Raw genomic sequence first — 13,271 nt, forward strand, 5'->3', positions numbered from 1 at the left:
GCGGTAAAGTTTCGGAGGGATTTTCGGCGCCGCACCGTCTGCATATCGTTCGAGGAGAAATGGAGCGGCGTCAACGCGCTCCTGAACAACAGGGAGGAGAGACGATGAGGAACTTTCGAAACATTGGCATTCTCGCCGGGCTGGCGCTTAGCGTCTCGGCCTCGGCGCTGAGCGCATATGCATCCGAGCCGACGGTGCCGCCGGTGCCCGCGCAATTTCCCGCCGAGGGAAAGATCAAACACGTCGCGCGCGACTCGATCCTGGAGTTCAAGGCACTTCCAGAATACCACGAACCCGATTGGGTCACCGACAAATACGTCAAGGCAGGCAAGCTGCCGCCGGTCAAGGACCGGCTGCCTAAGGAGCCGCTGGTCTTCAAGACCGGCAATATGCCGGACGGCGTCGGTGTCTACGGTGACACCATGCGCCATGTCATCGGCGGCCGGCCGGAGGGCTGGAACTATGGCGCCGGCCAGACGCAGGGCTGGGGCGGCATCGACATCGGCCTTTCCGAATGCCTGACGCGCACCGCACCGCTTTTCCAGGTCGAGGCCAAGGACACGGAGCCGCTGCCTAACCTCGCCAGGAGTTGGGACTGGTCGAAGGACGGCCACACGCTGACGATGCATCTGGTCGCGGGCGCGAAATGGTCGGACGGCGTTCCGTTCAACGCCGACGATGTGATGTTCTACTGGGACGACGAGGTGATCGACCCTAATGTGTCGCCGCTGAACGGCGCGACGCAGGAGACCTTCGGCGTCGGCACGACGTTGAAGAAAATCGACGACTATACCGTCGAGTGGACCTTCAAGGACGCCTTTCCGAAGCAATATCTCTACGCCATGGCTTACGGCACCTTCTGTCCGGGCCCGTCGCATATCCTCAAGCCGCAGCATCCGAAATATTCGAAGAACACCTACGAGCAGTTCAAGAACGCCTTCCCGCCGGAATATATGAACATGCCGGTGATGGGTGCCTGGGTGCCGGTGGCATACCGCCCCGACGACATCATCGTCATGCGCCGCAATCCGTACTATTGGAAGGTCGACGAGAAGGGCAACCAGCTGCCGTATCTCAACGAGCTGCATTACAAGCTGTCGACCTGGGCCGACCGCGACGTTCAGGCGGTGTCGGGGGCGGGCGACTTCTCCAATCTGGAGCAGCCGGAGAACTTCGTCGCCTCGCTGAAGCGAGCGGCGCAAAAGGACGCGCCGGCACGGCTTGCCTTCGGCCCGCGGCTGATCGGCTATAATCTGCGCATGAATTTCTCAGCCAATGGCTGGGGCAACCCCGACGAGCGCGGACAGGCGGTACGCGAGCTGAACCGCAACGAGGATTTCCGCAAGGGCGTCACCATGGCGCTCGACCGCAAGGCGCTCGGCGATTCGCTGGTCAAGGGTCCGTTCACTGCCATCTATCCGGGCGGCTTCTCCTCGGGTACGAGCTTCTACGACCGGAAGTCGACGGTCTACTACCCCTTCGATCTCGAAGGCGCCAAGGCGGAACTCGCCAAGGCAGGCCTGAAGGACACCGACGGCGACGGGTTCGTCAATTTTCCTGCCGGCACCGCCGGCGGCAAGAATGTCGAGATCGTGATGCTCGTCAACAACGATTACACCACCGACAAGAGCCTCGCGGAGGGCATCGTCGGCCAGATGGAGAAGCTAGGTCTTCGCGTTGTCCTGAACGGGTTGAACGGTACCCAGCGCGATCAGGCTAATTACTCCGGTCGCTTCGACTGGCTGGTAAGGCGCAACGAAACGGAGCTCACCTCGGTAGTGCAGAACACCGAGCAACTGGCGCCGGTCGGTCCACGCACCAGCTGGAACCACCGCGCTCCGGAAAACGGCCAGGTTGATCTGATGCCGTTCGAGAAGGACCTTGTCGACATCGTCAACAAGTTCGTCTCGGCGCAGGACAATGACCAGCGCGCCAGCCTGATGAAGCAGTTCCAGAAGATCTCGACGGAACACGTCTATACCGTCGGGCTCACCGAATATCCCGGCGCGCTGATCATCAACAAACGTTTCTCCAATATCCCGCAGGGAACGCCGATCTTCATGTTCAACTGGGCCGAGGATTCGATCGTCCGCGAGCGGGTCTGGGTGGCCGCCGACAAGCAGCAGAAATATGAACTGTTTCCCGAGCAGCTTCCCGGAAAGCCCGGGGACAAGGGTCCGACGAACTGAGTTTCCTCCCCTGACTTGAAAATTCCCGGCCGCGCTGCTGGCGCGGCCGGGACAAAGCCAGCGGTGAGGGATAACTGAGAACCTGAGCGAGGAGAAAAACGGTCGATGCTGCGATTTCTGCTTATGCGCATAGCATCCGCAATACCGGTTCTCGCCATTTTGAGCGTGGTTACCTTCGCGATCATCCAGGCACCGCCGGGTAACTATGCCGATTACATTCGCTTGCAGCTCATCAACCAGGGTGGAGCCTCCTTTGCCGAGGCCGATGCCCAGGCGAAGGCTTACAGCGTGGAGCATGGCCTCGATAAGCCGGTTCCGCTCCAATACCTGAACTGGATCGCCGGCATCGTCACCCGGGGCGATTTCGGCCACAGCCTGTATTACAACAAGCCCGTCGCCGACGTGGTAGGCGAGCGGCTGCCGCGCACGCTGCTGCTTGCGCTTGTCTGCCACCTCTTGGCTTCGGTGCTGGGCATCGGCTTTGGTATCTGGGCGGCGACCAGGCAGTACAGCTGGATCGACAGTACGCTGTCAGCGATTTCCTTCCTCGGAATGACGGTACCGCGCTTCCTGATGGCGCTGATCATCGTCTATCTGCTGGTCTTCCAGTTCAACGTCTCCGAGATCGGCAGCTTCTTTTCGCCGCAATTTGGCGGGGCGCCGTGGTCCTGGGCGAAGTTCGTCGATCTGGTCCGGCATGTCTGGCCGGTTGTCGCCATCGCCACCTTCGGCGGGCTCGCCTACAACATGCGGGTGATGCGCGGCAATCTGCTCGACACGCTGAATGCGCAATATGTCGAAACCGCTCGCGCCAAGGGCCTTAGCGGCGGTGCGGTCGTCATGCGCCATGCGGTGCCCAATGCGCTGCATCCGCTGGTCATGTATCAGGGCGTGGTGCTGCCCTATATGCTGACCGGCGAGATCGAGACGGCGATCATCTTTGCCCTGCCGACCGTCGGCCCGGCGATCGTTGGTTCGATGGCGGTCGGTGACGTCTATGTCACGGCGACCTTCATGATGGTGCTGTCGGCGACGCTGATCGTCGGCAACATCATCGCCGACATGCTGCTCGTTATGCTCGACCCGCGTGTGCGCCAATATGCAGGGTCCTGAGATGCTTGCTTTCGAGCCCTCGCTGCCGCCACTTGCCGAGCAACCGGCCAAGGTCAAGCCGCGCGGCAATGAGAGCTACATCGCGCTCGTCTGGCGCCGCCTGAAACGGTCCTGGACCGGCATGGCCGGGCTCATCCTGGTCGCGTTTCTGGTGCTGCTGGCGGTGTTTGCCGACTTCTTCGCACCGATGGATCCCAAGGTGACCGATGTCGGCTTTGCCCCGCCGCAGATGATGAGCTTCCATGACAGAGACGGCAACTTCGTCTTCCAGCCACGCGTCTATGCCCTGGCGGATTCGGAAGACCTCGACCCGGTTACCTTCCAACCCGTCGTCGGGCCGGACTACGACCATCCGCGGCTGCTCGGCTTCTTCGTCAAGGGAGCGGAGTACAGACTGCTCGGCCTGCTTCCCGCGAACCGGCACTTCTTCGGCTCGACCGACGGCCAGCCGGTGCATTTCCTTGGCACCGACAAATTCGGCCGCGATGTGCTGGCTCGTGCGATCTATGGTTCGCGCATCTCGTTGATGATCGCATTGACCGTGGTCTTCATCGTCACCGTGATCGGCACGACGGTCGGCATGGTGTCGGGCTATTTCGGCGGCACATTCGATGTCTGGGTCCAGCGCTTCGTCGAACTGGTGCTCGCATTTCCGCAATTGCCGCTTTATCTGGCGCTGACGTCACTCGTTCCGGTGACGGCGCCGACGAATGTCTTTCTGGCCTTCGTGATCGTTGTCATGTCGGCACTCGGCTGGGCGCAGATGTCGCGCGAGGTGCGCGGCAAGACCCTGGCACTGGCGCGGATCGACTACGTTCGTGCGGCGATGGCGGTCGGCGCCACGGACGGCCGCATCATCATGCAACATATTTTTCCAAACGTGATGAGCCACGTCATCGTTGCGGTCACGTTGGCAATCCCCAGCGTGGTCCTGCTCGAATCCTTCCTTGGTTTTCTCGGCTTCGCGGTGAAGCCGCCGCTGATCTCCTGGGGCCTGATGCTGCAAGACACCGCGACCTATTCGGTCATCGGCACTTATCCCTGGATCCTCTCGCCGGTCGGCTTCGTGCTTGTCACCGTCTTCGCGTTCAACGCGCTTGGCGATGGACTGCGCGATGCGGTCGATCCGTATTGACGTGACATGATGCAACACGCGCTCGTCAAATCCTTCGCACCGCCTGTCCGGCTCGACCATGACGGCCGTTCGGAAAACCCGGTCATCGATGCCCGCAACATCGCCGTCGATTTCAAGGTCGAACACGGCATGGTCGAAGCCGTCAAGGACATCTCGTTCCAGCTCTATCGCGGCGAGACGATCGCCATTGTCGGCGAGTCCGGATCGGGCAAGTCGGTGACGGCGCGCACCGTCATGGGGCTGTTGTCGAAGCGCGCGGTGGTGTCGCCGAAATCGACCGTCGAATACAACGGCGCGAACATCCTGAAATTTTCCGAGCGTGCCCGGCGCAAACTGCGCGGCGACCGCATCTCGATGATCTTCCAGGAGCCGATGAGTTCGCTCAACCCGATCTACACGATCGGCAGCCAGATCGTCGAGGCGATACGGGTGCATCGCAAGATGAGCCGCAGGCAGGCCGAAGCAAGAGCGCTCGAGCTGCTGCAGCAGGTGCAGATTCCTGAACCCCAGGCGCGGCTGAAGCAATACCCGCACCAGCTTTCCGGCGGCCAACGCCAGCGTGTGATGATCGCCATGGCACTGGCCAACGATCCGGATGTGCTGATCGCCGATGAGCCGACGACGGCGCTCGACGTCACGGTTCAGGCGCAGATCCTCAATCTCATCCGAAACCTGCAGAAGAAACTGCGCATGGCGGTGATCCTGATCACGCACGACCTGACGGTGGTGCGGCAGTTCTCCGACTATGTCTACGTCATGCAGCATGGGGAGATGCGCGAGCACAATGTGACGGAGAAGCTGTTTGCCAATCCGCAGCATCCCTACACCTGTCACCTGCTTGCCTCCGAGCCGCGCGGCCAGGCAAATCCGTTGCCGGAAGGCGCCGACGTCATTCTTGAAGCCAAGGATGTGCGCGTCTCCTTCATGCTGCGGCATGGCACGTTCATGAGGCCGGACCTGCGCGAACTCGTCGCCGTCGACAGCCTCAGCCTGACACTTCGGCGGCACGAGACGCTGGGTCTCGTCGGCGAATCCGGATCGGGCAAAACCACCTTCGGCGAGGCGTTGCTCAGGCTCAACACCACGGACAGCGGCGAGATCTATTTCGATGGCCAGCCGATCCATGGCTGTTCGCGGGGGCAGATGCGGCCGTTGCGGTCGCGCATGCAGGTCGTCTTCCAGGATCCGTTCTCGTCGCTCAACCCGCGCATGACGATCGGCCAGATCATCGAGGAAGGGCTGGTCGTCAACCGCATCGGCACCACCAGGAACGATCGGATCGAGCGGGTGCGCGAGGCGCTGATCAGCGCCGGCATGCCCGGCGATATCCTGTCGCGCTTCCCGCACGAGTTTTCCGGCGGCCAGCGCCAGCGTATTGCGATTGCCCGCGCCGTCGCGCTCGAACCCGAATTCATCGTGCTCGACGAGCCGACATCGGCGCTGGATCTCTCGGTCCAGGCGCAGATCATCGAACTGCTGCGCAAGCTGCAGCGCGAACGGGGCCTGAGCTACATCTTCATCTCGCACGACCTCAAGGTCGTGCGGGCGCTGTGCCATCGCGTCATCGTCATGCAGCACGGCCGGATCGTCGAAGAGGGGCCGGTCGACGAAGTCCTGTCCCATCCCAAAACCGCTTACACCGAACGGCTGGTCAAAGCCGCTTTCGAGGTAGCCTGATTGCTTATGCCGGAGGTCGTTGTGGCAAGAAATCCCAAGGTCGCTTTCATCGGAGCTGGCTCGACGGTGTTCATGAGGAACATCGTCGGCGACATATTGCAGCGTCCGGCTTTATCCGGCGCGACGATCGCGCTGATGGACATCAATCCGCAACGGCTCGAGGAAAGCGCAATCGTCGTCGGCAAGCTGATCTCGACGCTTGGCGTAAAGGCCAAAGCCGAAACCTACTCGGACCAGCGCAAGGCGCTGGCGGGCGCCGATTTCGTCGTCGTCGCCTTCCAGATCGGCGGCTACGAGCCCTGCACGGTAACTGATTTCGAAGTTCCGAAGAAATACGGGCTGCGCCAGACCATCGCCGATACGCTCGGTGTCGGCGGCATCATGCGAGGCTTGAGAACCGTGCCGCATCTCTGGAAGATCTGCGAGGACATGCGCGCCATCTGCCCGCAGGCGATCATGCTGCAATATGTCAACCCGATGGCGATCAACACCTGGGCGATCGCGGAAAAATACCCGGACATCAAGCAGGTCGGCCTTTGCCATTCGGTGCAAGGCACGGCGATGGAGCTGGCGCATGACCTCGACATTCCCTACGAGGAAATTCGCTACCGCTCGGCCGGCATCAATCACATGGCCTTCTACCTGAAGTTCGAGCATCGCCAGCCGGACGGCTCCTACCGCAACCTCTATCCGGATCTGCTGCGCGCCTACAGCGAAGGGCGGGCGCCGAAGCCGGGGTGGAACCCGCGCTGCCCGAACAGAGTGCGCTACGAGATGCTGAAGCGCCTCGGTTACTTCGTCACCGAGAGCTCCGAACATTTCGCGGAATACACGCCCTATTTCATCAAGGACGGGCGCGAAGATCTGATCGAGAAATTCGGTATCCCGCTCGACGAATACCCGAAGCGCTGCATCGAGCAGATCGAACGCTGGAAGGGGCAAGCGGAAGCCTATCGCTCGGCTGACAAGATCGAAGTGGAGCAGTCGAAGGAATATGCGTCCTCGATCATGAACTCGGTCTGGACCGGCGAGCCGTCGGTGATCTACGGCAACGTCCGCAACAATGGCTGCATCACGTCATTGCCATATAATTGCGCCGCCGAGGTGCCATGCCTCGTCGATGCCTCGGGCATTCAACCCACCTTCATCGGTGAGCTGCCTGTGCAGCTTACCGCGTTGATCCGCACCAATATCAACGTGCAGGAACTGACGGTCCAGGCGCTGATGACCGAGAACCGCGAGCACATCTATCACGCAGCGATGATGGACCCGCATACGGCGGCCGAGCTCGACCTCGACCAGATATGGTCGCTGGTCGATGATTTGCTGGTTGCGCATGGCGATTGGCTGCCGGCCTGGGCGCGCGGAGCGCGCAGCGTTCGGGCGGCCTGAGGCGCAGGGCTGTCTATTTCACTCGCCTATGCCGACCATAGGGCCGGCTTTGAAAGCGGAGCGGCGTTGCCGGCAGATGTTTCGAAATCAAAGAGCTTCTGCGTTACGAGAGCAGCCGCTCCCCTTGCCCAGGAATTGTCCTCCCAGTCCAGCAGCATTGGTGGTGCCGCGCGAAAGGTATTTTTCCCAAGGGTCAGCCGCATTGGGCCAAACAGCGCATCGCCAAACGACACGGCTTCACCGCCGACGACAATGACCTCCGGGTCGGTGATGTTGACAAGATTGGCGAGATGCCGGCCGATGCCATGTCCGGCTTCTTCGAGAATGGCGACGGCTCGCGGTTCGCGGTCTGCCAAGGCTGCCATAAGGCTGACTTTGCTATCCGCTTCGTCGTGCCCGGTGGCTTCGCGCCAGGTGCGCAGGATCGCCGGCTCGGCATAATAGGCCATCAAGCAGCCGCGTTTTCCGCACTCGCAAAGGCGGCCGTTCTCCTCATAAGAGCTGTGGCCGAACTTGCCGGCGGCACCGTTCGCGCCGCGATAGAGTTTGCCATCGAAGACGAGCGCGCAGCCGATTCCGACGCCGATCGCCAGCACAGCCATATTGCGGTGCTGGCGTCCCAGGCCGAAGAGTTGCTGGGCAATGGCATAGGCATTGGTGTCGTCCTCAAGCCACACGGGGACGTCTACCAGTTCGGCCAGCATCGGGCCAAGGGGAACGTTGTCCCAGTTATAGCGATTGCTGCGGATACACACAGCCTTCTGGTTGTCTATGACGCCAGGCATTGAAACGCCGATCCCGGCAAGCTTGGCAGCGGGCCGATCGACAATCGAAATCAGCTCCGGTACCGCCTTGGCCAAGGTCGCTATGATATGGTCGGGATCGCTGTCCGAGAGCTTGACGCGCAGAGAGCCCAGCGGATTGGTCGCAAGATCGGTGACCACGCATTCGACCGATCCGACCATCAGCTTGAAACCTATGGCAAGGCCGTTGGCATAGTTGATATCCACCGGGATAGGGCGGCGCCCAGCCGAGCCCACGACTGTCTTGCCTTCGATCAGCAGGCCCTCCTCGATGAGGCCGGCCACGACGAAGGTGACCGCTGCCGGACTGAGGCCGGTAACTGACGCTATGTCGGCCCGGCTGCGCGCTCCTTTCTGCCGCAAGAGATTGAGGATCAGTCTGCGGTTCATCGCCCGAGTCGTACTCGGGTCACCCTTGAGTTTCACGGATCCGCTTTCTTAATTTTGTAAATTAATTATTGCCTCTCGAGAAAACATATGCGTAAGTTTGTCCGACTGTTCAACACCCGAACCGGGGTCAGCGAAATTAATCCGGTTAGCAATGTCACCGCGCTCTGAAGGGGCGGGCAAGCATATTCTCTTGCCCGGGAGGTGAGCTGCCGATCCGCGCCGTTGAAGAAGAACAACCGCGCCGGCCGGAGTGCCAGTAGAGAATTGACAACACGGGAGGAGTAACAATGACGTTCAAGTGGATTGGAAAGCCGTCTACGCGGCGCAATTTCCTGAAGGGAGCGGGCGGCATTTCCGCCGCAGCGCTCGCGGGCTTCCCGATGCCGGCACTCAGCCAGTCGAGCGAAGTCACCATCATTTCAGACGAAAACAATGCAGATGCCCTGCAGATTTTGCGGCGCATCGCGGCCGATTTCGAGAAGCAGTCAGGCACCAAAGTTGTAATCAACAACATGGATCACGAGGCCCACAAGACCGCGATCCGCAACTACCTTGTGGCCGGCGCGCCGGATATCTGCTTCTGGTTCTCCGGAAACCGCATGCGCGCTTTCGTCACCCGCGGCCTGTTCGACGACATTTCGGATCTGTTCGAGAAGCAGAAATATAAGGACGTGCTGGGTGCCACGACCGGTGCGGTCACGGTCGACGGCAAGCAGTATGGCCTGCCGACCGGCGGCACGATGTGGGGCATGTTCTATCGCAAGGACCTCTTTGCCGAGCACGGACTGACGGTACCGGCGACCTGGGACGAATTCCTGGCTTACGGCCAGAAATCCAAGGCTGCCGGCGTTATTCCGGTCAGCATCGGCACCAAGGAACTCTGGCCGGCGGCCGGATGGTTCGACCAGATGAACCTGCGGATCAACGGTCTCGACAAGCACTTTGCCTTGATGAACGGCAAGATGGCTTATACCGACCCGGCGCTGAAGGCTGTTTTCGACCACTGGGAAGACCTGATCAAGCAGGGTTTCTTCACGCCGGATCAGACGTCGTTCGGCTGGCAGGAGGCCGGCGCCTTCCTCGCCCAGAAGAAGGCCGGCATGATGAACCTCGGCGCCTTCGTGAAGGCTACTTTCCCTGAGCAGGATCTCGAGCAGCTGACATTCGCGCCTTTCCCGAAGATTGACGGCGCCCTCGACCGCTACGAAGAATTCTCGGTCAATTCGGTCCACATCCCGGCCAACGCCAAGAACAAGGCGGGTGCCCGCGAGTTCCTCGCCTTCTTCTATCAGCCGGAAAATTTCGGCCCTTATCTGGAACCTGGCGGCAACGTTCCGCCGCGCAACGACCTTCCGGCCAGCAAGGACCCGCTGGTCAACGCAGCTGTGGAAAGCCTCAAGACGGTGGCCGGCACGTCGCAATATTACGACCGTGACACCGATCCCGACATGGCCCAGGCGGGTCTGGTCGGCTTCCAGGAATTCATGGCCAAGCCGGAGCGCCGGGATGCCATTCTTCAGCGTCTCGAGGGAACCCGTCGCCGGATCTTCAAGGTCTAGCGCCTCCCAGCGGAGGGGAGCGGGGTCTTGCCCGCTCCCCGATGCGTTCCGGTGAATGAGGTCTCCCAAAATGACGAAGCTTTGGCGCCGCCATCGCTGGTGGCTGACACCGACACTTCTGATCCTGCCCGCCGCTTAGCTGTTTTCCGACGTCATTCTGGCCTCTGCGGTCGAGAGCCTATGGATCAGCCTGCACGAATGGGACGGCTTCAGCCCGATGGTCTGGATCGGCCTTGGCAACTACCGCGAATTGTTTGCCGATCCGCAGTTCTATGTTTCGCTGAAGAACAATCTGATCTGGCTGGTGATGTTCATGCTGGCGCCGCCGCTCGGCCTCGTCATCGCGCTGCTCGTCAACCAGAAAATCCGCGGCATGCGCCTGCTCAAATCGCTGTTCTTCATTCCGCTGGTGCTGGCTTCGGTTGCCGTCGGCGTTGTCTTCACCTGGGTCTATACGCCGGAATTCGGGCTTCTCGCCCTGGTCTTCCGCACCTTCGGCGCGACCGCCCCGGCAGTGCTGTCGGATGAAAACTTCGTCACTTTCGCCGTCGTGATCGCAGCTTTGTGGCCGCAGATCGCCTTCTGCATGGTGCTCTATCTCGCCGGCCTCAACAATCTCAGCGAGGACCTGATCGGCGCCGGGCGGGTCGACGGCGCCAGCGGCTGGAACATGCTGCGCCACATCGTATTGCCGCAGCTGACACAGGTCACCTTTATCGCCATCGCCGTCACCGTCGTCGGCGCACTGCGTTCCTTCGACATGGTCTCGGTGATGACCAGCGGCGGCCCCTTCGGTTCGTCCGAGGTGCTTGCCTATCAGATGTTCGAGCAGTCCATCTTTTCCTACCGCTTCGGCTATGGCGCGGCCATTGCTTCGGTGCTGTTCGTGATCATGGCGGTCTTCATCGCCTGGTACCTGACGCGGATGATCCGCGCCGATGAAAGGGGCGGCTGATGTTTCCTCGCCCGTTTCCCGAAACGGCTATTTGGCGGCGTCGCCTCTATGTCGTGCTGGTGACCGGCATCCTGATTGTCTGGCTGGCACCGCTCTTTGCCATCATTCTCACCTCGTTCCGCTCTACGCAGGATGTCATGGGCGGCAATCTGTGGGGCTGGCCGACGCAATTCGGCCTGGTCGACAACTACACGGCGGTCTTCACCCAGACGCCAATGGCCCGCTACTTCCTCAACAGCCTGACCATCACCATCCCCTCGGTGATGGGCGTTCTCATCTTGAGCACGCTCGCCGGGTTCGTGCTCGCCCGTTATCGGTTTCGCGGCAACATGCTCGTCTTCGCCCTGTTCGTCGGCGGAAACTTCCTGCCGCACCAGATCATGATGATCCCGGTGCGCGATCTCATGGTGCGGCTCAACCTCTACGACACGATGGCGGCCCTGATCATCTTCCACGTCGCCTTCCAGACCGGGTTTGCGACACTGTTCATGCGCAACTTCATCGCCGCCTTGCCGGGAGAACTGTTTCAGGCCGCCAGGGCCGAGGGCGCGACGCCGTTTCAGACATTGGTACATGTCGTGGTCCCATTGGGGCGGCCGGCTCTCGCGGCGCTGGCCATCCTGCTCTTCACCTTTATCTGGAACGATTATTTCTGGGCGGTCGTGCTCACCATCAGCGATACTGTCAAACCGGTCACCGCCGGCCTCGCCAATCTGCGCGGCGAATGGGTCTCGGCCTGGAACCTGATCTCGGCTGGCACCATCGTCGTGGCTTTGCCGCCGGTTGCCATGTTCTTCCTAATGCAGAAGCACTTCATCACCGGCCTCACCATGGGAGCGGTCAAGGGATGAGCGACCATGGCTTCAAGGCGTCGCCCACCCGATCCGAAACTGATTTCGCAAGCAGGGCTCCATGACCAGTCTTGAACTCCGGCAGATACAAAAGAATTATGGCAGCTACCATGCGCTGCGCGGCATCGATCTCAGCGTCGAACAGGGCGAGTTCATTGTCACCGTCGGGCCGTCCGGCTGTGGCAAGTCAACGCTGTTGAAGATCATCGCCGGGCTTGAAACCGTCTCGACCGGTAAGATTCTCATCAACGGCCGTGATGTCACCACCACGAGCCGGGTGAGCGCGGCATTGCCATGGTCTTCCAGTCCTATGCGCTTTACCCGCATATGACGGTCGCCGAGAACATGGGTTTCGGCCTGCGCATGGCGCATCGCCCCAAGGCCGAGATCGACGCCGCCGTGCTGCGAGCCGCCAAGATCCTTCGCATTGCCGACCAGCTCGACAAGCGGCCGAAACAGCTTTCCGGCGGCCAGCGTCAGCGTGTGGCCATCGGCCGTGCGATAACCCGCTCGCCCGACGTGTTCCTGTTCGACGAACCATTGTCCAACCTCGACGCAGCTTTGCGCACGCAGATGCGCGTCGAGCTTTCCGATCTGCATGCCAGGCTCGGCGCCACCATGGTCTATGTCACGCACGACCAGACCGAGGCGATGACAATGGCAAGCCGTATCGTCGTGCTCAATCGCGGCTCGGTCGAGCAGGTGGGCGCTCCGCTCGAACTCTATCGTAATCCGGCCAATCTCTTCGTCGCCGGCTTCCTCGGCGCACCCCGGATGAAATTTTTAGAAGTGACGGTCGCCGCTGTCTCCGGCGGCGCCGCCACGCTGTCGACCGCCGGTCTTTCTCCCTTGACTGTCGAATTGACGGAAGCTGCATCCGTGCAGGTCGGGGATAGGGTGACGATGGGGATCCGGCCGGAGAGCATCAGCTTGGCCGCGGAAGAGACGGCGAGTTTTGCCGGACGGGCACGGCTGGTCGAGCATCTCGGCCGCGAGACCATCCTCTATGCCGACGCCGGCCCGCTGCAATGCGTCAGTTCCGAAAGCGGCAGCGGCAACGTCACCGTCCAGATCGGCCATGCAAGTGCCGTCGCTGCGGATGCGACCGTCGGCTTCAAGGTCGAGCCGCGTGACGTCTATCTCTTTTCCTCTGTCGATGAGCGGACGATCAGTGCCCGCAAATCCACCATCACCGACTGATCTGCAG

Annotated in this window: 9 protein-coding genes and 1 pseudogene; 9 read left to right on the top strand and 1 reads right to left on the bottom strand. The window is 61.2% G+C overall.

Going from position 1 to position 13,271, the window contains the following annotated elements:
* The first annotated feature begins 104 nt into the window (after positions 1–104).
* From NKH70_RS09985 to NKH70_RS10005, 5 genes are all read left to right on the top strand, one after another.
* A complete protein-coding gene (locus NKH70_RS09985) occupies positions 105–2,189 on the top strand; it encodes an ABC transporter substrate-binding protein (protein ID WP_352913801.1) in 2,085 nt (694 codons plus the stop codon).
* Positions 2,190–2,294: 105 nt separating this feature from the next.
* The gene (locus NKH70_RS09990; RefSeq protein ID WP_352661884.1) at positions 2,295–3,302 is read left to right on the top strand and encodes an ABC transporter permease; all 1,008 of its coding nucleotides are present in this window, start codon (positions 2,295–2,297) and stop codon (positions 3,300–3,302) included.
* 1 nt (position 3,303) lies between these two features.
* A complete protein-coding gene (locus NKH70_RS09995) occupies positions 3,304–4,437 on the top strand; it encodes an ABC transporter permease (protein WP_352718088.1) in 1,134 nt (377 codons plus the stop codon).
* A gap of 9 nt (positions 4,438–4,446) precedes the next feature.
* The gene (locus NKH70_RS10000; RefSeq protein WP_352977359.1) at positions 4,447–6,114 is read left to right on the top strand and encodes an ABC transporter ATP-binding protein; all 1,668 of its coding nucleotides are present in this window, start codon (positions 4,447–4,449) and stop codon (positions 6,112–6,114) included.
* Between the two features lie 21 nt (positions 6,115–6,135).
* Positions 6,136–7,506, top strand: a complete 1,371-nt coding sequence (locus tag NKH70_RS10005; protein WP_352977301.1) for an alpha-glucosidase/alpha-galactosidase — start codon at positions 6,136–6,138, stop codon at positions 7,504–7,506.
* Between the two features lie 26 nt (positions 7,507–7,532).
* Here the strand turns inward: NKH70_RS10005 and NKH70_RS10010 are convergent, their stop codons facing one another.
* The gene (locus NKH70_RS10010; protein WP_353025183.1) at positions 7,533–8,735 is read right to left on the bottom strand and encodes an ROK family transcriptional regulator; all 1,203 of its coding nucleotides are present in this window, start codon (positions 8,733–8,735) and stop codon (positions 7,533–7,535) included.
* Positions 8,736–8,986: 251 nt separating this feature from the next.
* On the opposite strand from NKH70_RS10010, the gene NKH70_RS10015 reads away from it, so the two are divergent.
* The 4 genes and pseudogenes from NKH70_RS10015 (at position 8,987) to NKH70_RS10030 (ending at position 13,264) form a co-directional block, all read left to right on the top strand.
* Positions 8,987–10,258: an ABC transporter substrate-binding protein gene (locus tag NKH70_RS10015; RefSeq protein ID WP_353025185.1), complete on the top strand. Its 1,272-nt coding sequence runs from the start codon at positions 8,987–8,989 to the stop codon at positions 10,256–10,258.
* A gap of 139 nt (positions 10,259–10,397) precedes the next feature.
* On the top strand, positions 10,398–11,213 hold the full coding sequence (locus NKH70_RS10020; protein WP_353025250.1) for a carbohydrate ABC transporter permease: 816 nt from the start codon (positions 10,398–10,400) through the stop codon (positions 11,211–11,213).
* The gene (locus NKH70_RS10025) at positions 11,213–12,064 is read left to right on the top strand and encodes a carbohydrate ABC transporter permease (RefSeq protein ID WP_353025186.1); all 852 of its coding nucleotides are present in this window, start codon (positions 11,213–11,215) and stop codon (positions 12,062–12,064) included. Before NKH70_RS10020 ends, NKH70_RS10025 begins: the two co-directional genes overlap by 1 nt.
* A gap of 61 nt (positions 12,065–12,125) precedes the next feature.
* A pseudogene (locus NKH70_RS10030) lies at positions 12,126–13,264 on the top strand (ABC transporter ATP-binding protein).
* The last annotated feature ends 7 nt before the right edge of the window (positions 13,265–13,271 follow it).

Origin of the sequence: Mesorhizobium sp. M0991 (assembly GCF_040318915.1) — a bacterium.
In the GTDB taxonomy this organism is placed as follows: domain Bacteria; phylum Pseudomonadota; class Alphaproteobacteria; order Rhizobiales; family Rhizobiaceae; genus Mesorhizobium.